General features: G+C 66.0%; 22 protein-coding genes. 3 read left to right on the top strand and 19 right to left on the bottom strand.

From position 1 onward, the window contains the following. Positions 1 to 2226, top strand: coding sequence for an aldehyde oxidoreductase molybdenum-binding subunit PaoC (gene paoC, locus LPW26_RS08875; RefSeq protein ID WP_238734348.1), 2226 nt, complete (start codon positions 1 to 3; stop codon positions 2224 to 2226). A 193-nt stretch (positions 2227 to 2419) separates the two neighbouring features. On the opposite strand, the gene LPW26_RS08870 is transcribed toward paoC, so the two are convergent. The 17 genes from LPW26_RS08870 to LPW26_RS08790 all read right to left on the bottom strand — a co-directional run bounded on the left by LPW26_RS08870 (position 2420) and on the right by LPW26_RS08790 (position 18490). After that, the gene (locus LPW26_RS08870; protein WP_238734347.1) at positions 2420 to 3874 is read right to left on the bottom strand and encodes a PAS domain-containing sensor histidine kinase; all 1455 of its coding nucleotides are present in this window, start codon (positions 3872 to 3874) and stop codon (positions 2420 to 2422) included. A gap of 1 nt (position 3875) precedes the next feature. Beyond that, entirely contained in the window at positions 3876 to 4154 is a 279-nt protein-coding gene (locus LPW26_RS08865; protein ID WP_238734346.1) for a circadian clock KaiB family protein, read from the bottom strand. Between the two features lie 9 nt (positions 4155 to 4163). Beyond that, positions 4164 to 5855, bottom strand: coding sequence for a circadian clock protein KaiC (kaiC, locus tag LPW26_RS08860; RefSeq protein ID WP_238734345.1), 1692 nt, complete (start codon positions 5853 to 5855; stop codon positions 4164 to 4166). 325 nt (positions 5856 to 6180) lie between these two features. Further along, the gene (locus LPW26_RS08855) at positions 6181 to 6690 is read right to left on the bottom strand and encodes an Lrp/AsnC family transcriptional regulator (RefSeq protein ID WP_238734344.1); all 510 of its coding nucleotides are present in this window, start codon (positions 6688 to 6690) and stop codon (positions 6181 to 6183) included. A gap of 120 nt (positions 6691 to 6810) precedes the next feature. Continuing rightward, the gene (locus LPW26_RS08850; RefSeq protein WP_238734342.1) at positions 6811 to 7035 is read right to left on the bottom strand and encodes a hypothetical protein; all 225 of its coding nucleotides are present in this window, start codon (positions 7033 to 7035) and stop codon (positions 6811 to 6813) included. Between the two features lie 356 nt (positions 7036 to 7391). Continuing rightward, positions 7392 to 7598 (bottom strand): hypothetical protein, encoded by a 207-nt coding sequence (locus LPW26_RS08845; protein WP_238734340.1) that lies wholly within the window; start codon positions 7596 to 7598, stop codon positions 7392 to 7394. 14 nt (positions 7599 to 7612) lie between these two features. Next, positions 7613 to 7777: a cbb3-type cytochrome oxidase assembly protein CcoS gene (gene ccoS / locus LPW26_RS08840; protein ID WP_406677274.1), complete on the bottom strand. Its 165-nt coding sequence runs from the start codon at positions 7775 to 7777 to the stop codon at positions 7613 to 7615. Between the two features lie 9 nt (positions 7778 to 7786). After that, positions 7787 to 9973, bottom strand: coding sequence for a heavy metal translocating P-type ATPase (locus LPW26_RS08835; RefSeq protein ID WP_238734336.1), 2187 nt, complete (start codon positions 9971 to 9973; stop codon positions 7787 to 7789). A 37-nt stretch (positions 9974 to 10010) separates the two neighbouring features. Then, positions 10011 to 10511 (bottom strand): FixH family protein, encoded by a 501-nt coding sequence (locus LPW26_RS08830; protein WP_238734334.1) that lies wholly within the window; start codon positions 10509 to 10511, stop codon positions 10011 to 10013. Positions 10512 to 10532: 21 nt separating this feature from the next. After that, positions 10533 to 11993 (bottom strand): cytochrome c oxidase accessory protein CcoG, encoded by a 1461-nt coding sequence (gene ccoG, locus LPW26_RS08825; protein WP_238734332.1) that lies wholly within the window; start codon positions 11991 to 11993, stop codon positions 10533 to 10535. A gap of 116 nt (positions 11994 to 12109) precedes the next feature. Further along, positions 12110 to 12991: a cytochrome-c oxidase, cbb3-type subunit III gene (gene ccoP / locus LPW26_RS08820; RefSeq protein WP_238734331.1), complete on the bottom strand. Its 882-nt coding sequence runs from the start codon at positions 12989 to 12991 to the stop codon at positions 12110 to 12112. Positions 12992 to 12998: 7 nt separating this feature from the next. Continuing rightward, complete coding sequence (locus LPW26_RS08815) at positions 12999 to 13163, bottom strand: cbb3-type cytochrome oxidase subunit 3 (protein WP_238734330.1); 165 nt, start codon at positions 13161 to 13163, stop codon at positions 12999 to 13001. 9 nt (positions 13164 to 13172) lie between these two features. Continuing rightward, positions 13173 to 13907, bottom strand: a complete 735-nt coding sequence (gene ccoO, locus LPW26_RS08810; protein WP_238734329.1) for a cytochrome-c oxidase, cbb3-type subunit II — start codon at positions 13905 to 13907, stop codon at positions 13173 to 13175. An 11-nt stretch (positions 13908 to 13918) separates the two neighbouring features. Further along, positions 13919 to 15565, bottom strand: coding sequence for a cytochrome-c oxidase, cbb3-type subunit I (gene ccoN, locus LPW26_RS08805; protein WP_238734327.1), 1647 nt, complete (start codon positions 15563 to 15565; stop codon positions 13919 to 13921). 567 nt (positions 15566 to 16132) lie between these two features. After that, entirely contained in the window at positions 16133 to 17053 is a 921-nt protein-coding gene (gene panE / locus LPW26_RS08800) for a 2-dehydropantoate 2-reductase (protein ID WP_238734325.1), read from the bottom strand. Between the two features lie 160 nt (positions 17054 to 17213). Next, the gene (locus LPW26_RS08795; RefSeq protein WP_238734323.1) at positions 17214 to 17816 is read right to left on the bottom strand and encodes a 2-hydroxychromene-2-carboxylate isomerase; all 603 of its coding nucleotides are present in this window, start codon (positions 17814 to 17816) and stop codon (positions 17214 to 17216) included. An 80-nt stretch (positions 17817 to 17896) separates the two neighbouring features. Further along, a complete protein-coding gene (locus LPW26_RS08790; protein WP_238734321.1) occupies positions 17897 to 18490 on the bottom strand; it encodes a DUF2239 family protein in 594 nt (197 codons plus the stop codon). Positions 18491 to 18603: 113 nt separating this feature from the next. On the opposite strand from LPW26_RS08790, the gene LPW26_RS08785 reads away from it, so the two are divergent. Further along, positions 18604 to 18939, top strand: a complete 336-nt coding sequence (locus tag LPW26_RS08785; RefSeq protein ID WP_238734319.1) for a GIY-YIG nuclease family protein — start codon at positions 18604 to 18606, stop codon at positions 18937 to 18939. An 83-nt stretch (positions 18940 to 19022) separates the two neighbouring features. Next, positions 19023 to 19691 (top strand): glutathione S-transferase, encoded by a 669-nt coding sequence (locus tag LPW26_RS08780; RefSeq protein ID WP_238734317.1) that lies wholly within the window; start codon positions 19023 to 19025, stop codon positions 19689 to 19691. A 100-nt stretch (positions 19692 to 19791) separates the two neighbouring features. Here LPW26_RS08780 and LPW26_RS08775 read toward each other — a convergent pair whose 3' ends face one another. Both LPW26_RS08775 and ggt read right to left on the bottom strand, forming a co-directional pair. Continuing rightward, the gene (locus LPW26_RS08775; RefSeq protein WP_238734315.1) at positions 19792 to 20667 is read right to left on the bottom strand and encodes an SDR family oxidoreductase; all 876 of its coding nucleotides are present in this window, start codon (positions 20665 to 20667) and stop codon (positions 19792 to 19794) included. A 201-nt stretch (positions 20668 to 20868) separates the two neighbouring features. Continuing rightward, on the bottom strand, positions 20869 to 22602 hold the full coding sequence (gene ggt, locus LPW26_RS08770) for a gamma-glutamyltransferase (protein WP_238734313.1): 1734 nt from the start codon (positions 22600 to 22602) through the stop codon (positions 20869 to 20871). Between the last annotated feature and the right edge of the window lie 97 nt (positions 22603 to 22699).

Below are 22699 nucleotides of genomic sequence, written 5' to 3'. Positions count from 1 at the left end.
ATGAAATTCGACGCCCCCGCAACGACCAACCCGATCGACCGCCTCACCGTGGTCGGCCAGCCCGTCGATCGCATCGATGGACCGCTCAAGACCACCGGCACCGCCCGCTACGCCTATGAACGCCACGACGTCGCGGCGAACGCCGCGTACGGTTACATCCTTGGTGCGGCGATCCCCAAAGGACGGATCACCGCGATGGACCTGGCGGCAGCCAAGGCGGCGCCGGGTGTCCGCGCGATCGTGACGGCCGACAACGCCGGCAAACTCGGCAAGGGTGGCCGCAACACCGCCAAGCTGCTCGGCGGCCCGCAGATCGAGCATTATCATCAGGCGGTCGCGCTGGTGGTGGCGGACACGTTCGAACAGGCGCGCGCCGCCGCCAGCCTGATCCGGGTCGACTACGCGGCCGACAAAGGCGCGTTCGATCTTCATGCCGGCATGGACGGCGCGAAGCCCGCCAAGGTGATGTCGGATCCAGGCGACACCTCCGTGGGTGATTTTGCGGCGGCGTTCGCGTCGGCGCCGGTGACGATCGATCAGACCTACACCACGCCCGACGAATCGCACGCGATGATGGAGCCGCATGCGTCGACGGCCGCGTGGGAGGGCGACAAGCTGACGGTGTGGACGTCCAACCAGATGATCGCCTGGGGCGTCGGCGATCTCGCCAAGACGCTGAATATGGACAAGGAAAACGTCCGTCTGGTGTCGCCCTATATCGGCGGCGGTTTCGGCAGCAAGCTGTTCCTGCGCACCGACGCGGTGCTCGCAGCGCTCGGCGCGCGCGCCGCCGGACGGCCCGTGAAGGTGACGCTGCAGCGTGCGCTGATCTTCAACAACACGACGCATCGGCCCGCCACTGTGCAGCGCCTCCGGCTCGGCGCCACCAAGGACGGCAAGATCACCGCGATCGGGCATGAAAGCTGGTCCGGCGACCTGCCGGACGGCGAGCCGGAGGCAGCAGTCAGCCAGACCCGACTGCTTTATGCCGGCGCCAATCGGATGACCGCGACGCGCCTGGCGGTGCTCGATCTCCCCGAAGGCAACGCGATGCGTGCGCCCGGTGAAGCGCCGGGGCTGATGGCGCTGGAAATCGCCATCGATGAGATGGCGGAGAAGCTCGCGCTCGATCCGGTCGAATTCCGCATCCTCAATGATACTCAGGTTGTCCCCGACACATCGGAAAACAAGCCGGACGCAAAGCCGCTGCCGTTCTCTCAGCGTCAGCTGATCGAATGCATGAAGATCGGCGCCGACAAGTTCGGCTGGAGCAAGCGCGCTCAGCAGCCGGCCTCGATGCGCGACGGCCGCTGGCTGATCGGCATGGGCGTCGCGGCCGCCTTCCGCAACAACATGCTGACCAAATCGGCAGCGCGGGTCCGACTCGAACAGAGCGGCACACTCGTTGTCGAGACCGACATGACCGACATCGGCACCGGCAGCTACACCATCATCGCCCAGACCGCGGCGGAGATGATGGGCGTGCCGCTACAGAAGGTATCCGTCCAGCTCGGCGACTCGCTATTTCCGGCCTCGGCCGGCTCGGGCGGCCAGTGGGGTGGTAACAACTCCACCGCCGGCGTCTACGCGGCCTGCGTCAAGCTCCGCGAAGCGATCGCCAGCAAGCTCGGCTTCAACTCGGCCGAGGCGGACTTCCAGGGCAACGAAGTCCGCGCCGGCAATCGCACGGTGGCGCTCGCCGACGCCGTGCGCGACGGCCCGATCGAGGCCGAAGACCTGATCGAATATGGCGACATCCAGAAGCGGGCGCAGCAGTCGACCTTCGGGGCTCACTTCGTCGAAGTCGGCGTCGATTCCGCCACCGCGGAAATCCGCGTCCGCCGTATGCTCGCGGTCTGCGCCTCCGGGCGCATCCTCAACCCGAAGACGGCGCGCAGCCAGGTCATCGGCGCGATGACCATGGGGGTCGGCGCGGCGCTGATGGAGGAGCTGGTGGTCGACAAGAAGGTCGGGTTCTTCGTCAATCATGACCTCGCCGGCTACGAAGTGCCGGTACACGCCGACATCCCGCATCAGGACGTCATCTTCCTCGACGAGACCGACCCGATGTCGTCACCGATGAAGGCCAAGGGAGTCGCCGAGCTCGGCATTTGCGGCGTCGCCGCCGCGGTCGCCAATGCGGTCTACAACGCCACCGGCGTGCGCGTGCGCGACTACCCGGTGACGCTCGACAAGCTGATCGACAAGATGCCGCCGGTCGGCTGACGACAGTGAGAGTCTTATAGGCGTCGCCGTCATTCGCGGAGGCGTCATCCTGAGGTGCGCGCGTAGCGCGCCCCGAAGGATGCGGCCAAGACGTTTGCGGCAACATCCTTCGAGGCCCGCAGCGCCGCGCCGGAGCGCGGCCCAGCGGGCACCTCAGGATGACGGCGGCGTGCGTATTAGAAGCAGAACTGCTTTAGCCGCGCGGCACGGAAATCCGGCATACGAGGCCAGTGGGGCGGAAGTCGAGTTTAGCTCCGCCGCTGCCGAGACTACGCGAGATCAGTGTCTGGCCGAACCCCGACGACGTCGGCGGCGTCACCAACGGCCCGTCCTGCTCCTGCCATTCGATGCTCAACGTGTCGTCGTCGCTTGCTTCGAGGCGGCGCACCGAGATCTTTCCGCCCGGCACCGACAGCGCACCGTACTTCACCGCGTTGGTGACCAGCTCGTGGAACACGAGTCCCAGCGACACTCCGATCTTGGCGTCGACCGCGATATCGAGACCTTCGGTCATGATCCGGCCGCTCGACAGGGACGCAAACGGCTCCAGCTCGGCGCCGAGCACGTCCTTGATCTGCAAATTCTCCCAGGACGAATTCGACAGCAGCGTGTGGGTCGCGGCAAGCGCCTGCAGCCGGCCGGAGAACGACTTCTGAAAATCCTCGATGGTGCGCTCGTGCGCGGCGGTGCGGGCGCAGATCGCCAGCACCATCGCCAGCGTATTCTTGACGCGGTGGTCGAGCTCACCCATCAGCAGCGCCTGGCGCCGCTCGGCCGCCTTGCGATGCGACAGGTCGACCAGCGTGACGACGCAGCCCTGCATCCGCTCGCCCGACACCACCAGCGGCGCGGCGCTGATCATCACGTCGGTGATGGCGGCCGATGGTGCGCGCACGGCGGCTTCGAGCCCCTGCACCGGCATGCCGCTGATTGCCATGGCGACGATGTCGGCGCCGCTCATCAGCTCGGTGGCCTCCGCAAAGGTCAGATCGATCGCCTCGCCGAAGGTTCGGCCGATCGGCGACGCAGCGCAGATCCGTATCGCGGCGCCGTTGAGATGGGTGACCCGGCCGCCACGATCGCACACGATCACCGCCTCGTTGGCGGAAGCCAGGATGGCGCGCGCCAGTCGCTCGGACTCGCGCGCCGCGGCGGCTTCTTCGCGTTCGCTGATATCCGTGAAGGTGATGGCGGTGCCCCGCACCACGCCGATATCCAGCGGCGCCCCGGTCAGCAACAGACTGCGTGCGCCGGCCTCGGCGCGCAGGTGAATCTCGGCAGACTCGCGCTGCTGCACAGCCTGCGCCAGCAGACGGCGAAACTTCGCCTGATTGACGGAGTCGAGTAGATCGATCAGCACCGGCCCGGTGAGCGAATCCGCGGGCTGGCTCAGCAGCGTGCACAGCGCGGCATTGGCGTAGAGCATCTGTCCATCGGCATCGAACGCCGCGGCGCCGACGTCCATGGTCTCCATGAAGGTGCGATACGACTGGCTGGTGCCCTCGAGCGTGAACACCTGCTCGCTGTCGCCGCCCGACACCACGACGGCATCGATCTCGCCGTCGCGGATCGCCCGCAAGGTCGCTTCGGCCTCTTCGAGCCGCGCCTCGAGCTCGGTACGGCTGAGCTCGGCGACGGCCGAAGTCATGTCAGGAGCCTTCGACCGACAGATGCACCAGCACCTTCGGCGTGTCGGACAGGTCGCCGATGATCTTGCGGATCGGCACCGGCAGTTCCTTGACCAGCGTCGGGATCGCCACGATGCCGTGCTCGCGCGCAAGTTGCGGCTGCTTCTTCAGGTCGATCACCTCGACCTTGTACTTGCCGGCCAGATGCTCGGCGCAGATCCGCTCGAGATTGCGGATCGCGGCCAGCGATTTCGGCGTTTCGCCGGCGACATACAGAACGAGCTTGATCGGATCGGCCATCCTACTTCCTTATTCGGTCTCCCGGGCGCTGCGACGCAGTCCTCGCGCCCTGGCGATCGCCTCGATGTCGAACTCGCTCTGCTTCAGATAGGCATCCTCGGCGTCGGTCATCCGTTTCAATTCAGATTCGTCGGCGGCGAGTTCGGCCTGCAAGGTCTCGATCTGCGCCAACGCACGTCGGCGGCGATGAACAATTTGATCCTGCAGCCGCGCCACATCGTTGCGGCGATTCGTCTCTGCCCGGCGAACGCGCGCCTCCTCAGCGCGGCGAGCCGAGCCGGTCAGCGCGCCGCCTTCTCCCAGATAAGGCTCGAGCAGCCGGATGCCACTATCCGACATCACATATTCGCGGACCTGATTGGAGTGCGCGATACCACGCGCCTTCAACAAATAGAGCTCGCGATTGAACTCGCCGTTCGACTCGCGATTGAGCAGCAGAATCCAGGCGTCCATCAGCGACGACAGCCCGGCGTCGGTCTCCGCGTCGTGGGCGTGAGCGATGTGGGTGAACGCGCCGGTGATGCCGTGCGTCTTCAGATAATCGACGATGCGCAGCAGCATGGCCTGCACTTCGCCGAGTTCGCCGGTGCCGATGAACGCGGAGATCGGATCGAGCACCACCACGCTCGGCTTGAACCGCGCGATCTCCCGCAGCATCACCGCGAGGTGCATTTCGAGGCTGTAGAAGGTCGGCCGCGCCGCGATGTAGCGCAGTTGCCCGGCTTCGATCCAACGACCGAGATCGGTGCCGATCGACTTCATGTTGCGCACGGTCTGGGCTGCGGATTCCTCGAACGACAGATACAGCGCCCGTTCGCCGCGGCTGCAGGCGGCGTCCGCCAACATGCCGGCCAGCGAACTCTTGCCGGCACCGGCGACGCCGGTGATCAGCACGCTGCTGCCGCGATACAAACCGCCTCCCGACATCATGTCGTCGAGGTCGGGCACGCCGGTCGAGATCCGCTCTTCGAACACTTTGTGATTCAGGCCCAGCGACGAGACCGGCAGCACGCTGAAGCCGTCCTCGTCGATCAGGAACGGATACTCGTTGGTGCCGTGCGCGGTGCCGCGATATTTGACGATGCGGAGCCGCCGCGTCGAAACCTGGTTGTCGACGCGGTGATCGAGCAGGATCACACAGTCGGAAACGTATTCTTCGAGCCCCTGCCGGGTCAGCGTGCCATCACCGCGTTCGCCGGTGATAACCGCCGTCAATCCCTTCTGCTTCAGCCAGTCGAACAGCCGGCGGATCTCGGCGCGCAGCACGGCGGGATTTTGAAAGGCGGAGAACAGGCTCTCGATGGTGTCGAGCACGATGCGCTTGGCGCCGATCTGGTCGACAGCGAATTCGAGCCTGAGAAACAGCGCTTCGAGATCGTAGTCGCCGACCTCGGCAACCTCGGTGGGATCGATCGCGATGTGCTCGATCAGGATTCGCTCCTGATCGATCAGCCCCTGCAGATCGAAGCCGAGCGACTGCACGTTGTCGACGATGTCGACCGGCCGCTCCTCGAAAGTCACGAAGACGCCGGCCTCGCCATACAGCCGCGCGCCGTTGATCAGAAAGGTCGACGCAAACAGCGTCTTGCCGCACCCGGCGGAGCCGCACACCAGACTCGGCCGCCCCGCTGGCAGCCCGCCCAGTGTGAGATCATCGAAACCTTCGATGCCGGTACGAGCCTTGGCGATGCCTTCGGTCATTTGAACTCGGAATTGATCCTCTTCCAAGTTTGTATTTGAACCGGAACCGGCTGCCTAGGGGGAGCCACTGAAAATGAATTGCACCGAGCCAGGAACTTGGCGCAATGGTCGGATCGTACCGCGACCACAGGATGAAATCAGCAACGCTCACGCCGTTTGAAACAAACTAAATATCAATTGATATAACCCGCTGACTCGCATCGTCCAGGTTGCTTGACAGTAATCGCCTTGTACCAGCCGGCTCCCTGGCTATCGGGACGCGGCCGGAAGCCGGCAAGCTCGCCCGACGCCACCCTCGGAGGTAACAGCCGGGCGAGAGCCGCGATCAGGCGGCGCTGAGCGGCGGGACCGGCAACGCGGTCACCGACTTGATCTTTTCCATCGCGAAGCGCGACGTGACGTTCTTCAGCGCCACCGTGCCGATCAGCCGCTTGTAGAACACGTCGTAGGCGCGCATGTCGGCGACAACGACCCGCAGCATGTAGTCGACGTCGCCGGCCATCCGGTAGAACTCGATCACCTCCGGCATGGCCGCAACGGCGTCCGCGAAGGTCTTCAGCCAGGCTTCGGAATGGTCGCCGCTTTCGATCGACACGAAGACCGACAGCCCAAGGCCGATCTTGTCCTGGTCGACCAGCGCAACCCGGCGGGTAATCACCCCGTCGGCTTCGAGCCGCTGGATGCGCTTCCAGCACGGCGTTGACGACAGCCCGACCCGGTCGCCGATCTCAGCCACGGACAGCGAGGCATCCTGCTGCAGGACGGTCAGGATTTTCCTATCGATCGCATCGAGGCGACGGCTGGTTTCGGCAACGGGGGCTTCGACGTCAGACATGACAGAACATTCTTCCAAATCAGATGATATGAGACATCATACGTGGAAGAATTTTTCACGCAAGCCGAGTTTTTGGGCGGTGCGGCGGTGTGGCTGCCTGTGCGGACCGCCGCCCGCCGGTCACGCCACGCCGAGCTTCAGGCCGCGACTGGGGGCGAGGCTCGCGACCAGGCGCAGGGCTGCTTTGTGGGCGTCGCCGGCGGAGCGGAAGCCCTGGCCGTCGAGCGGGGTGAAATCGTCGGTGGCGGCGTGGAAGCGGAAACCACGGCCATCCCGGACCACAATGCCGGCGGCGCGCGAATTCACTTCGATGATGAAGGCGGAAGATGCGACGGCTTGGGACATGGCTGCTGCTGACTCGAAGCTGACGATTCGCGGTGTGCGAATGCCGGCCTGATAGCCGCCGTCTGTATCAGCCGGATGAAATGGACTTAAAGCTTTGGTGCTGCGACCGCTTGTGCGGCGGCTGACGATCGCGGCTAGCGCGGCTGATCCTGCGAAGACTCGCCCAGCGGCACGGCGCAACCTCTCCCGCTTGCGGGAGAGGTCGGATCGCGCAGCGATCCGGGTGAGGGCTGCGGCGGTCCGACGGATCGCTGGTTCACTGCTCGGGGCGCCCTCACCCCAGCCCTCTCCCGCAGGTAGGAGAGGGGGCGCGCTGCGATGCGGGGAGAGGGATGTGTCTCGACCGAGCCTTCTGATCAGCAGCAGGACATCGGCGGAAACATCGGCTGCAGTTTGCGCAGTGCGCGGTAGCAGCGGGCGAAGATGCGGTAGGGCCAGGGCTGCGCCTGCAGCCAGCGTTCCTTGACGTCGTCGTCGCTGCCCGGCGGCACCTCGACACGCGTCTCAGGCTGCGCGGGGCGCGGGATCAGGGCATCCGGATCGACATAAGTGAGCAGTGCCATCGCAGCCTCGCTCTTCAGCCTGGTTTATGGACCGGCGGCGGCAGCTTCTGGTCGTCGTCGGAAATCGCGCGCCAGGCGGCGCCGTCGAGATCTTCGTATTGACCGCTCTTGAGCGACCACAGGAAAGCCGCCAGACCGAGCAGCCCGAGCACCAGCGCCAGCGGCACCAGGATCACCATGACTTCCATCTACCGGCCTCCCAGGCGGACGCGGCGGGCGCGCATCGCATTCAGCATCACCAGCACCGACGAGCCGGACATCGCCAGCGCGGCGATCAGCGGCGTGGCGAAGCCGGCGATCGCGATCGGCACCGCCAGCACATTGTAGCCGATCGCCAGCGTCAGATTCTGGCGCATCACGCTCATCGCCTTGCGCGAATAGTCGACCGCGGCCAGCACCGGCGCAAGCTCCTTGCCGAGAAACACCAGATCGGCGGTGGCCTGGCTGAGATGGGTGGCACTGATCGGCGACATCGACACATGCGCGGCGGCGAGCGACGGCGCGTCGTTCATGCCGTCACCGACCATCATGACGGTGCGGCCCTGCGCCTTCAGCGCCTCGATATGGGCGATCTTCTCGGCGGGCGTCACGCCGGCGCGCCAGGCGCCGACGCCGAGCGCGTCCGCCGCATGCCGCACCGCCGGCTCGCGATCGCCGGACAGCAGCTCGACCGCGATGCCGCGATTGATCAATGCGTCAATCGTCTTGGCGGCGTCGGGCCGCAGCAATTGCCGGACCGCGAACACGGTGCGCTGATCGCCGCGGCTGAAGGCGACGACCGAGACTTCCGGATCTTCGCTGAGAATCGCGTTGGCTTCAAAGTCGGCACCGCAGAATGACGGACTGCCGAGCCGCAGTTCCTCGCCGTCGATCAGCGCGCGCACGCCGCGGCCGGGCTCCTCGGTGACGCCGGACAACGGCGCCTTGGCGCCAGCAGCCCGCGCCACTGCAGCCGCGACCGGATGATGGCTGGCGAGCGCGAGCCGGCCGGCGAGGTGGAACACATCGGCCGGCACGGCAGCGGCGTTGACGACATCGAGCTCGGGCAGCGTCAGCGTGCCGGTCTTGTCGAACACGATGGTGTCGACGGCCGAGGCCCGCTCGATCGCGTCGCCGGCATTGAGCAGCACGCCGGCCCGGAACATCGCGCCCGACGCGACGGTCTGCACCGCCGGAATCGCCAGCCCAAGCGCGCAGGGACAGGTGATGATCAGCACCGCGATGCCGATGACGATGGCGTCGTGCCAACTCGCGCCGGCCAGCACCCAGCCGATCACGGTGAGCAGCGCGGTGGCGTGTACCACCGGCGCGTAGAGCTGCGATGCGCGGTCGGCGAGCCGGACATAGCGCGAGCGCGCCTGCAGCGCGTGGTCGAGCAGCCGTGTGATCTCCGACAGCAGCGTGCCTTCGGCCGCCGCGGCGACGCGCACGCGCAGCGTGCCGGTGATGTTCAGCGTGCCGGCGTAAACCTGCGTGCCGCGCTCGGCCTTCACATACAGGGTCTCGCCGGTGATCAGGCTCTGGTCGATCTCGGAGCGGCCTTCGATCACGGTGCCGTCGACCGCGCAGCGCTCGCCGGGCCGCAGCAGAACGATGTCGCCGACCCGCACCGCGGCGATCGGCACTTCGGCGATTTCGTCGGGGCCGACGAATTTGGTGGCGGTCTCGGCCTTCAGCGCCGCGAGATTGCCGGCGACCGCGCGGGTCTTCTGCCGCATCTTCTGATCGAGGAAGCGGCCCGCCAGCAGGAACGCGATCAGCATGATGGCCGCGTCGAAATACGTGTGCTCGGCGTGGTTGATGGTCTCGACCAGCGACATGCCGAGCGCCAGCGTGACGCCGATCGTGATCGGCACGTCCATGTTGACGCTCTTGGCGCTGAGCGCGCGCCAGGCCGATAGGAAGAACGGCTGGCCCGCATAGGCGGCGCAGGGCAGCACCACCAGCGCCGACAGCCAGTGGAAGAAGTCGCGCGCTTCCGGGCTGAGATCGCCGCCGAACCACACCGGCACCGACAGCATCATCACGTTCATGGTGGCGAACGCCGCGACGCCGAGGCAGCGCAGCAGGAATTTGCTGCGTTCGGATTCCTCGACTTCGGCACGGACAGGCTCGTACGGATAGGCCTTGTAGCCGAGCTCGGCGAGCCGATCGATGAACAGCGCCGGCTCGAGGACGCCCTTCTTCCACTCCACCGCGAGGCGGCGGTCGGTGAGGTTGACGCGCGCCAGCGTGACGTCCGGAATCGCCGCGAGGCCGCGCTCGATCTTGGCCATGCAAGCGGCGCAGGTAACGCCTTCGACCGCGAGGTCGAGATGCGCGACCTCCTGATCGACGTCCTTGACGTAGTGAGAGAAATCCCGCGTCAGCAACATGCAGCGACCCTTCGATCTTCCGCCCCCGGCGGCCAGATCAGTCCAGCTTCAGGCGATTCTTCGACAGGAACATGCGGACGGCGCTCTGGTCACCTTCCAGCACCAGATCCCAGCGTCCCGGCATCAGCTCGGTGAGGCCGCCCTGGTACACACCGCCGCCGAGCTCGGCGAGCAGGATCTCGCGGTCGAACTGCTTGTCGGCCGGCCGCTCCAGCCGGCCCACGAACGACAGGCCCGTGAGCGGCAGACCGGCCTTGTCACGGGCTTCGACCCGCAGCATCGCCTTGCCGTCGGGCTCGCGCGTCAGCCTGGCGTCGACCTTCCAGCCGCGCACCTCCTGATCCCGCGCGGCCGCAATCTCGTTTTCATAGCCGAGGCTCGCCGCATAGGCGCTGTCGACCTCGGTGCCGGGCAGTGTCTTGATCGCCAGCGTCATCATCAGCCCGTTGACGCCGAACACGACGCCGAAGAACGCGACCAGCGATGCGAGCACGACCTTGCCGGTGAGTTGCCGGGGTTTGGCGGACGAACGGGACATGACAGCGACTCCGGTTGCGGCTCAGGGCGTGACGAACACGTCCTTGGCGGACGTGACTTCGCCGAGGCCGATATCGGTGACGCGGAACGTCACCGGCACGGACTTGGCGATCTCTTCGTTCGAGTTGGAATCCACCAGCACGCGCAGCTCGGTGGTGGTGTCGCGGGCCAGGATGATCATCGGCCGGTCGGGCGTGATCGAATCGGCGCCGACGACGTGGATGCGGGCGTTCGGCGGCCCATCGACATCGACCGCGACGACGCGATCGAAGCCGCGCTTGTTGAGGAAGCGGATGGTGTAGCCGTTGCGGATCGAGCCGTCGCTGAGCCGCACCGCGACCGGGTTGCGGTCGTGCAGCACGTTGAGGTCGAGCAGGCTGCGGTTCATCAGCGCATACAGCATGATCGCGCCGATGCCGACGATGATGGCCGAGTAGACCACAGTGCGGGCCCGCAGCGGCTTGAAGACCTCCGGCTTGCCCTCCATCCGGCGGTGGATGTTGATGTCGTTGTCGTAGCCGATCAGCCGCGTCGGCCGGCCGATCTTGGTCATGACGTTGTCGCAGGCGTCGATGCACAGACCGCACTGGATGCAGTCGAGCTGCGGCCCGTTGCGGATGTCGATGCCGGTCGGGCACACCGCGACGCACTGGTTGCAGTCGACGCAATCGCCGACCTGCTCGCCGGCGGCGCGCAGCGCCGCGGCCTTCTTGAACGAGGTGCGCTTTTCGCCGCGGTCGTATTTGTAGGTGACGTTGAGCGCCCATTCGTCGGTCAGCGCCGCCTGAATGCGCGGCCACGGGCACATGTAGACGCAGACCTGCTCGCGCATGAAGCCGGCGAGCGTGTAGGTCGTGAACGTCAGAATGCCGATCCAGATATAGGCGACCATCGGCGCCTGGAAGGTGACCAGCTCCTTGATCAGCGTCGGCGCGTCGGCGAAGTACAGCACCCAGGCGCCGCCGGTCCACCAGGCGATCATCAGCCAGATCGAGTGCTTCAGCACCAGCTCGGCGCCGCGCTGCAGCGACCAGCCTTCGGTGGCCTTGAGCATCCGCTCGCGGCGGTCGCCCTCGATCAGCCGCTCGACCGCGTAGAACAGATCGGTCCACACCGTCTGCGGGCACAGATAGCCGCACCAGACGCGGCCGCCGAGCGCATTCATCAGGAACAGCGCCACCGCCGCGACGATCAGCAGGCCGGTGAAATAATAGATCTCCTGCGGCCACAGCTCGATGAAGAAGAAGTAGAAGCGATTGTTGGCGAGATCGATCAGCACCGCCTGATCGGGCGCGCCGAGACCGCGGTTCCAGCGCACGAACGGCAGCAAGTAGTAGATGCCGAGGCAGACCACCATCAGGATCCACTTGATCCGGCGGAATGGCCCTGTGACGCTCTGCTGGTAGATCTTCTTGCCCGCCGCATACAGGGGACCATCGTCCTCGTCGGGGGTGAAGTCCGCTTGGCGCAGCGGCTTGTTCATGTCGGGGCTCGTTTTTGGTGTTGGGTCGTCGAGCATTGGCTCGTTCCGTATGGTCTCGTTTCGGGGCCGACTCTCGGGCGCCCCCGCCACCCGAGAGTCCGCCCCGAAGGAGGCGGCTACTTGCCGCCGCCCAGCGAGTGCACGTACACCGCCATCGCCTTGATGGTGGCGGGGTCGAGGCGCCCGGCCCAGGCCGGCATCACACCGCCGCGGCCGTTGGTCAGCGTCTCGATCATGGTCGCTTCGTCCGAACCGTACAGCCAGATCTTGTCGGTCAGATTGGGCGCGCCGAACTCCGGATTGCCCTTGGCCTCGTCGCCGTGACAGGACGAGCAGTTATCTGCGAACAGCTGTTTGCCGGCCGCAAGATCGGCACCGGGCCTGGTCGACAGGCCGGACAGCGACCGCACGTAGTTCACCACGGTGACGATCTGGTCGTTGGTCAGCAGGCCGTCCTTGCCGAACGCCGGCATATTGCCCAGGTGACCCTCGTCGTTGCCGGAGCGGGCGCCGTATTTGATGGTGTGTTCGATCTGCTCGAGCGAACCGCCCCACAGCCAGTCGTCGTCGTTGAGGTTGGGGAAGCCCTTGGCGCCGGCGGCGCCGGAGCCGTGGCAGGCGGCGCAATTGTCGCCGAACACCACCTTGCCCTTGGCGCGGGCCAGCGCCAGCAGCGCCGGGTCCTTCTCGATGTCGGCGAGCGGCGCAGTGGCGAGCGCCGCCATCTTGTCGCCGCGCACCTTCTCGAGGTTGGCGAGATCGACGGCAAGCTCGGCGCGAGACGAATAGCCGAACAGGCCCTTGGTGTAGCTGTCGGCCAACGGCCAGGCCGGGTACACGACGAAATAGCCCAGCGCCCAGACGATGCAGGCGTAGAAGGTCCAGATCCACCACCGCGGCAGCGGCGTGTTCAGTTCCTTGATGCCGTCCCATTCATGGCCGGTCGTCGAGGTGCCGGTGACCTTGTCGATCTCGGCGTGATGTGTGTGGTCAGCCATGGTCGTATCAATCCTCTCGCAGCGGCATGCGCGCGGCGTCGTCGAAAGCCGACTTGTTTTTGGGCCACAGCGCGTAGGCGACGATGGCGAAGAAGATCACCATGAACAGCGGCGTCCACCACACGGTGACGAAGCTGGACACGATGTTCTCGACGGAGATGATCGCTTTCATGTTCCGACCTCAGCGCAGATTGGCTTTTTCGTTGTAGAGCTTGAAGTCGACGAGCGTGCCGAGCATCTGCAGGTAGGCGACCAGCGCGTCGAGTTCGGTCGGGGCGCCGCCCTGGCCGTCGAAATTGCGCACCACCGCCTTCGGGTAGCGCTTCAGCAGATCCGCCGCGGCGGCGCTGTCCGGATCGACCTGAGTCATCAGGTCCTCCGACGCCTTGGCGACGTCTTCTTCGGTGTAGGGCACGCCGAGCGTCCGGTTGGTGCGCAGATGGTCGGCGATCGAGCTCGCGTCCACCGTGTTGCTGGCCAGGAAGGCGTAGCCCGGCATCACCGACTGCGGCACGATCGAGCGCGGGTTCTTCAGATGCGAGACGTGCCAGTCGTCGGAGTACTTGCCGCCGACCCGCGCCAGATCCGGACCGGTGCGCTTGGAGCCCCACTGGAACGGATGGTCGTACATCGACTCCGCGGCCAGAGAGTAGTGGCCGTAGCGCTCGATCTCGTCGCGCAGCGGACGGATCATCTGCGAGTGGCACAGATAGCAGCCCTCGCGGATATAGACGTTGCGGCCGGCGAGTTCGAGCGGGGTGTAGGGGCGAACCCCGTCGACCTTCTCGATCGTGCTCTTGAGGTAGAACAGCGGCGTGATTTCGACCAGGCCGCCGATCGCGATGACGAGAAGGATACCCACGATCAGGACGATCGAGTTCGTCTCGAAGATCTTGTGACGATTCCAGAAAGACATCGACCTTTTCCTTACTCGGCGGCCTGCAGGGCGACGCTCGGCTGGGCCTCTGACGATTCACCGACCCGAACCGTCATCCAGAGATTGTAGGCCATGATCAGCGCGCCGATCAGGAACAGCCCGCCGCCCGCAGCGCGGATCGCATAGAACGGATGCATCGCCTCGACGGATTCGATGAACGAGTATTCGAGGAAGCCGAGCGACGTGTAGGCGCGCCACATCAGGCCCTGCAGGATGCCGGAGACCCACATCGCCGAGATGTAGAGGACGATGCCGAGGGTCGCGATCCAGAAGTGCCAGTTGACCAGACGCAGGCTGTAGAGCTGCTTGCGGCCCCACACCCACGGCACCAGGCAATACAGCGCGCCGAAGGAGACGAAGCCGACCCAGCCGAGCGCACCGGAGTGCACGTGGCCGACGGTCCAGTCGGTGTAGTGGCTGAGCGAATTGACCGCCTTGATGGCCATCATCGGACCTTCGAAGGTCGACATGCCGTAGAACGCGACCGACACCACCATCATGCGGAGCACCGGATCGGTGCGCAGCTTGTCCCAGGCGCCGGACAGCGTCATCAGACCGTTGATCATGCCGCCCCAGGAGGGCATCCACAGCATGATCGAGAACGTCATGCCGAGCGTCTGCGTCCAATCCGGCAGCGCGGTGTAGTGCAGATGATGCGGACCGGCCCAGATGTACAGGAAGATCAGCGCCCAGAAGTGGATGATCGACAGCCGGTACGAATAGACCGGCCGCTCCGCCCGCTTCGGAATGAAGTAGTACATGATGGCGAGGAAGCCGGCGGTCAGGAAGAAGCCGACCGCGTTGTGGCCGTACCACCACTGGAACATCGCGTCCTGCACACCAGCCCAGGCGATGTAGGACTTCGAGCCGAGCAGCGAGACCGGCAGCGTCGGGTTGTTGCCGAGATGCAGCACCGCGATGGTCAGGATGAAGGCGAGGTAGAACCAGTTCGCCACATAGATGTGGGGCTCTTTGCGCTTCATCAACGTCGCGACGAAGATCAACAGGTAAGTGACCCAGACGATCGTGAGCCACAGGTCGGCGTACCATTCCGGTTCGGCGTATTCCTTCGACTGGGTGACGCCGAGCAGATAGCCCGTGCCCGCGATCACGATGAAGAAGTTGTAGCCGATCGCCACAAACCACGGCGCGAGGTCGCCGGCGAGGCGCGCCCGCGTGGTTCGCTGCACGACGTAGTAGGAGGTTGCCAGCAGCACGTTGCCGCCGAAGGCGAACACCACCGCGGAGGTGTGAAGCGGCCGCAGCCGGCCGAAATTCACCCACTGGGCGACGTTGAGCCCCGGATAGGCCAGCTCGAGCGCGATGTAGAGGCCGGCCGAGAAGCCGGCGATGCCCCAGAACATCGCCATGAAGGACAGGAATTTGATCGGGCCGAGATTGTAGTTCGGCACGCCGTTGATTTCCTGCGGCGGCAGACCGGTGCGGCGGCTGTAGCGGGTGATGATCGCGAAGACGGCCCAGGCGCTGAAGGCAGCGCCGAGAGCGGCGTGGAAGGCGAACGGCGCATCCTTGGCGAAGATCGTCGCGTAGATGCACAGCACCGTGGTCAAGGTGAACACGACCGTCAGACCACCCTCGCCGAAGGTGATCCGCTTAGATGTGAGAGCTTGATTCATCTGATCAATCTTTTCTCGGCGGGGCAGTTGGTCGCAACAAACCTGGAATCCGTCGAGGTCGATTGATCGAAATCAAATTGCACAATTTTGCGCCAGACCGGAGTGATCGGCGACGCGCGGCGTTCGGATTCGGCAAGAATCGCAGCAAAGCAAGCGCCCGCCGCAGCGTCGCCTCGGTCCAGTACGAGGCATTTTCAGAAGCGCTGAGCAACGGCTTTAGACAAAGGGATGAGTTGCCGTTCACGCAACTCATTGCCATTTGCGGATGCTCGCAGAGCGCGACGGCAGAACACCCCAATGGTCGCGCCGTGCCATCGACAAGCAAGGGCCCCCTCGCCGTCAGGTACTAACGTCAAAGTGGCGACGCCCGGCCGCCTACGATTCGCGGAGAGGAGTACCCTCACCCGGATCGCGGCGCGATTCGATCTCTCCCGCAGGCGGGAGAGGTTACGCCGTGCCCGTTGGGCCGGTCATCGTGAGCCACGCGCCGCAGCGGGCTCCCTCTCCCGCTTGCGGGAGAGGGTTGGGGTCAGGGCGCACCAGGCACTGGAGTCGATCGCCCGGCGATCAGCCGCGCTGGTGCTCGTAGGCCTTGAGGTGGGTGTAGATCACCCGCAGTCGCTCGGCCGGCAGACCGGCGGCGTCGCCGCGGGCGATCAGGTCGCCGATCACGTGATCGGCCTCGATCCTGGCGCCGGCCTGGATGTCCCGGAACATCGATGCGGTGAGCTTGGAGCCGGCGGCAAGCAGCATGCCGCGGGTGCGCTCGACGAACGGCGCGCGCGGCGGATGGCCGGCCGCGGTGGCGATCGCGCTGATCTCCTCGACCACGCCGAGCATGAATTCGGCGCCGCCGGGCGCGGCCAGGATGTCGCCGACCGGCGCCCGCATCAGGCTGGTAGAGCCGGCGAGCGAGGCCAGAAACACCCATTTTTCCCACATCTCCTGCATCACCTCGGGTGACGCGTTGACGTCGAAGCCGGCGCCACCGAGGGCCTGCGCGATCGCGGCGACGCGCGGGCTGGTGCCGCCGTCCCGCTCGCCGAAGGTGATGGAATTCATCGGCGCGAGTTGCACGACGTGGCGCTGCGCATCCAGCATCGCGGCGATCACGCATTGGCCGCCGAGCACGCGGTCACGGCCGAACTGCGCGTCCAGCGTGTCGAGATGCTTGAGGCCGTTGAGCAGCGGCAGCACCGCGGTCTGCGGCCCGACACCGCCCGCGAACGACGCGATGGCGTCGTCGAGATCGAACGCCTTACAGCTCAACAGCACCAGATCGTACTCGGGCTTCAGATCGGCTGACTGCAGCGCCGGCGGATTGGCGATCGTCGCGTCGCCGTTCGGGCTCTTGATGACGAGGCCGTCGCGCGCCAGCTCGGCGGCTCGACCCGGCCGAACCAGAAACGTGACGTCCCGCCCCGCCTGCAACAGCCGCCCGCCGAAATAGCCGCCGATAGCGCCGGCGCCTACGATCAGAATACGCATCCTCTTCTCCCGAGTGAGTTCAGTTTGGCAAGGCGCGCATGCCCGCGACGAGCCCATGCCCGTAGGATGGGTTGAGCGCAGCGAAACCCATGTCGCCGCCTTGGTCGATGGGTTTCGCTTCGCTCAACCCATCCTACGATCTCGTCGTGACGAGCTTTGCTCAGCCGTACATCTCTTCGACGTCGCGGAGCTGTTCCTTGCCGAAGAACATGTCGCTGCCGACGAAAAAGGTCGGAGACCCGAAGGCGCCACGGGCGACGGCGTCGTCGGTGTTGGCGATCAGCTTGGCCTTGACCTCCGGCTCCTGCGCGCGGGTCAGCAGCTTCTTGCCGTCGAGCCTCGACGACGTCAGCGCCGCGGCGGCGATCTCGAGATCGTCCATCTTCTTCGGCTCGACCCACATGTGGTGGAACGCCGCCTCGACATACTGGTCGAACACGCCTTCGAGCTGCGCCGCGACGGCGGCGCGCATCAGATTCAGCGTGTTGACCGGAAAATGCGGATTCCACACATAAGGCTCGACCGCGTAGCGCTTGATGAAACGCTCGGTCTCGACCGCGTGGTATTCGCGCTTGTTCTTGACGCCCGCCAGCGTCTCGGCCGGCGACTTGTTGTTGGTGGCCTTGAAGATGCCGCCGAGCAGCACCGGCAGATAGTCGAACCGGGCGCCGATGCGCTGTTCGATCGCGGGAATTGCCTCGTGCGCCAGGAATGCGTTGGGGCTGCCGAAGTCGAACAGGAATTGCGGGGCGGGCAAGGGCATCAGGTCCTCCGGCGGCGCGTCGTGCGCGTCTTATATGATTTGTATCATGCCATTCAGCCTAACGGGTCGGCCCGTCGCAATCAACCGGGAGCCGGCCATGCCGGCTGCGCCAACCGGCGGGCGTGACGGCGGATATCGGCCGGCCACAACTCGGTGCAGCGCGCAAACTTTGCGCCGTCTCCGGCGAACAGCGCCCGCGCGGCTTCTTCGTAGTCCGCCCGATCGCCGGCCATCACCGTCATGAAGCGATGCGCGGCCTCACGGGCGGCGCGGATACGATCGGTGTCGGCCGAGGCATGGCGCGCTTCGTCGACCAGCCGGCGCAGCGCCACCGAGGCGCCGCCGCGCTGCTGGCCGAGCCATTCCCAGTGCCGCGGCAGCAGCGTCACCTCGCGCGCCACCACGCCGAGTTTCGGCCGCCCGCGCCCGCGCGGCGCGTCGCCCTCGCATGCCGGCTCCGGCGGCTGATCGGCGGGCAGCCGCGCCAGCACCTCGGTCAGCGAGCCGCGCAGATCGAAATCGAGCTGCTGCGACGCCGCGTCGAACACCAGCACGCCCGCCTCGCCGCGATCGGCCAGCGGCTTGATCGCCATCACCACAGTGGGGAGGTCGCCCTCCGCCAGCAGGCGGTCGCCATGAAAGGCCACATGGCTGGGCGCAGTTTCGGTGATCATGAGCGGTCGCTCCCGTGCATCAGAACGACTCAATATTTTATCCGGGTAAAATTGACAAGGCCTGTCCCGCCCTGCTAGGACGCACGCCGCACCAACACGCAAAAGGACCCACGATGACCAAGCTCGACCGCAAGGCGGCGATCAACGCCTACAAGGAGCGCAAGCCGAAGGCGGCGATCTTCGCGCTACGCTGTGCGGCGGCCGATGCGGTGTGGATCGGACCGACGCTCAATCCCGACACTGTGCAGAACAAGATCTGGTTCACGCTGCGGCAGGGCGGCCATCCCAACCGCGCGTTGCAGCAGGCGTGGACCGCGCACGGCGCCGAGGCTTTCGCGCTCGAAACGCTGGAAGTGTTCGAGCCCGACGAGGACCGCTATCTGCGCGACAACCAGCTCAAGGATCGCGCCGCGCATTGGCGGGACCGGCTCGGCGCGCGGCCGCTCTGAAAGCCGGCGCATCGTCGGCGAAATCGTAGTCGGATCCGGCGATTCCGCGCTATGAACGCGAACCATTGTCGCGCGAGGTCGCCATGCTCACCGTCCACCATCTCAACAACTCCCGCTCGCAACGCGTGCTCTGGCTGCTCGAAGAGCTCGGCGTGCCGTACGAGATCAAGCGCTATCAGCGCCAGCCCGACATGATGGCGCCGAAGGAGCTGCGCGCCGTGCATCCGCTCGGCAAATCGCCGGTGATCACCGATAACGGCGCTACCATCGCCGAATCCGGCGCGATCATCGAATACATCATCGACAGCTATGGCGAGGGCCGGCTGATCCCGCCGCCGAAAACGCCCGAGCGGCTGCGCTACACCTATTGGCTGCACTACGCCGAAGGCTCGGCGATGCCGCCGCTGCTGCTCAAGCTGTTGTTCACGATGATGCCGCAGCGCGCCCCGCTGCTGCTCCGGCCGCTGGTCAAGGCCGTGGCGAACGGTGCGCTCACCGGCTTCGTCGATCCGCAGCTCAAGCAGCATATGGCGTTCTGGGAAGCCGAGCTCGGCAAGAGCGCGTACTTCGCCGGCCCCGACTTCACCGCCGCCGACATCCAGATGAGCTTCCCGTTAGAGGCCGCCGCCTCCCGCGCCGGCCTCGACCAGGCCTATCCCAAAGCGCTGGCGTGGCTCGCCAAAATTCACGCCCGCCCGGCGTATCAGCGCGCGCTCGAGAAGGGCGGGCCGTATGAGATCGGGAAGGCGTAAGTAATAGCTTTAGTTCGAGAGACCGCCGTTAGCGCCGAGCACGGCCTGCTCCCTCTCCCGCTTGCGGGAGAGGGAGCGCGCATTACTTTGGGCAATCTCGCTATCCCATCGGCAGCGGCGTCACCTTGACGCCCGGCGGCGGGGCGTCGTCGTCCGGCACGAAGAAGTCCGACATCAGCGGCACGCTCGGGTCGACCCGGTAGCGCTCGAAGTCAGTCACGCCCGCCTCAAACAGCACCTTGTCGTCAATGCAGAATTGCCCGGTGAAGTCGCGCGACGGTTTGGTGAAGATCGCATGCGCGGCGTCGCCCATGATGTCCGGCGTGCGGCTGGCGCGCATCATCGCATCGCCGCCGAGCAGATTGCCGACCGCGGCGGTGGCGATCGTGGTGCGCGGCCACAGCGCATTCACCGCAACCCCCGCGCCCTTCAGTTCGCCCGACAGGCCGAGCACCACCATGCTCATGCCGAACTTCGCGCTGGTATAGGCGGTCGAGGCCGCGAACCATTTCGGCTTCATGTCGAGCGGCGGCGACAGCATCAGGATGTGGGGATTATCAGCCTTCTTCAGATGCGGAATGCAATATTTCGACACCATGAAGGTGCCGCGGGTGTTGATGCCCGTCATCAGGTCGTAGCGCTTCATGTCGGTCGCCTGCGAATTGGTCAGGCTGATGGCGCTGGCATTGTTGACGCAGATATCGAGCCCGCCGAACTCCGCGACCGTCTTGTCGACCGCCTCGATCACCTGCGTCTCGTCGCGGATGTCGCACACCAGCGGCAGCGCCTTGCCGCCGGCGGCGCGGATCTCGTCGGCCGCGGTGTAGATCGTGCCCTTGAGTTTCGGATGCGGCTCGGCAGTCTTGGCGGCGATCGCGATATTCGCTCCATCCCGCGCCGCCCGCAGCGCGATCGCCAGCCCAATGCCGCGGCTGGCGCCGGTGATGAACAGCGTCTTGCCTTTTAGTGATGCCATGGCGGTCTCCTGATCGCTCAAATCGAAATCGCCGGGGAGATTAGCAGAGCGCCGCCGCATCCGCTTGTGGCAAGACGTTATTCCTCCCGTGCTGGCCGAAGCGTCGCCACGCGCAGGGCGAGCTCCCTGCCCCGCTTGCGGGGGAGGGAGCGCGCCCTGCGTGGGGAGAGGCTTCGTCTCACAATGACTCGGCTTAACCTACTAATTCCCCGCCGCCGTCGCGCCGCGCGTCCTGGGATCCGGGGCGCCGTGGAAACCCGCGGCGTCGATGAAGATCGTGTTGGTCGATGTCTGGCCGAGTGGGACGGCGATGCGGTGGCCCAGGGCGCGGAGTGCGTCGAGCGTGGCGTCGGGGAAGCCGGCCTCGACGCGGACTTCGTCCGGCATCCATTGATGATGCAGCCGCGGCGCAGCGACAGCCGCGACGACGTTCATGCGATAGTCGAGCACATCGACGATCACCTGCAGGGTCGCCGAAATGATCCGGCTGCCGCCCGGCGAACCTGTGACCAGCACCGGCCGGCCGTCCTTCAGCACGATGGTCGGCGACATCGACGACAGCGGCCGCTTGCCGGGCGCCGGCAGGTTCGCCGCGAAGCCGACCAGGCCGTAGGCGTTCGACGCGCCCGGCGCCGCGGTGAAATCGTCGAGTTCGTTGTTGAGCAGCACGCCGGTGCCGTCGGCGATCAGACCGACGCCGTAGCTGAAGTTCAGCGTGTAGGTGTTGCTGACCGCGTTGCCCTGGTCGTCGGCGACCGAGTAGTGCGTGGTGTTCTCGCCCTCCTTCGGCTGCGACACCGCGTCGGCCGCCGGCGTCGCGCGCTTCAGATCAATCCCCTTGCGCAGCGTCGCCGCGTAGTCCTTCGACAGCAGCTTCGCGGTCGGCGCGTCGCTGAACGCCGGATCGCCGAGATAGCGGGCGCGGTCGGCGTAAGCACGCTTCATCGACTCGATCAGCAGGTGCAGCGACGGGGCGCTGCCCTGCGCGTAGTCGTGCATCGCAAAACCTTCGAGGATGTTCAGCGTCTCGACCAGCACCACGCCGCCGGACGACGGCAGCGGCATCGCCACGATGTCGTAACCGCGATAGCTGCCGCGCACCGGCTTGCGCACCACCGCCTGATAGTTCGCCAGATCCTCCGTGGTGATCAGCCCGCCGGCACCGCGAATGCTCCGCGCGAGCTTGTCCGCGACTTCGCCGCGATAGAAGCCGTCCGGCCCCTTGTCGGCGATCGCCTGCAGCGTCATCGCGAGATCGGGCTGCCTCAGCCGGTCGCCGTCCTGCAGCGCCGAGCCGTCGGGACGAGCCAGCACCTTCTGGGTCGACGGCCAGCGCGACAGCCAGGCGTGCCATTGCGGAAACGTATCGGCGTTGTCGTCGGCAATGATGAATCCATCACGCGCCAGTTCGATCGCCGGCCGCAGCACGTCGCGCAGCGAGAACTTGCCCGAGCCGTATGTGTCCAGCGCCAGCGCCAGACCCGCCACCGTGCCGGGTACGCCGATGCCGAGCGCGGATTTGCGCGACTTGTCGGCGTCGGGCTTGCCGTCGGTCAGGAACATGTCCTGCGTGGCGGCCTGCGGCGCGGTCTCGCGATAATCGATCGCGACGTCCTCGTTCTTCGCCGCGGAGTGGATCACCATGAAGCCGCCGCCACCGAGATTGCCGGCGCGCGGATAGGTCACCGCCATCGCAAAGCCGGTCGCGACCGCGGCGTCGATCGCATTGCCGCCGCGCGCCAGAAACTTGGCGCCGATTTCGGCCGCGAGCTTCTCCTGCGCCACCACCATGCCGTGCCTGGCGACCACCGCCTTAGCGGAGGCGGGATCGCGCAGCGCGCCGCCGCGCATGTCCTGCGCGGTCGCCGCGATGGGCGCAAAGCTCAGCGCGGTGATGGTCCACGCCGTCACGATTGTGCGATGAAGAAACGTCATGCTGCTCATTTCGGGTTCCGGGGACGCGGGTGCAGGCTGCTCCGCGCCGGCGAATCCTATAGGGATTGGCCGGGCCGGCCAAATCCCGGCGCAGCAG

This window comes from Rhodopseudomonas infernalis, from assembly GCF_022271405.1.
Taxonomy (GTDB): Bacteria; Pseudomonadota; Alphaproteobacteria; order Rhizobiales; family Xanthobacteraceae; genus Rhodopseudomonas; species Rhodopseudomonas infernalis.
Note: the sequence above shows the minus strand (reverse complement) of the source record. Positions and strands in the feature narration are given on the sequence as shown.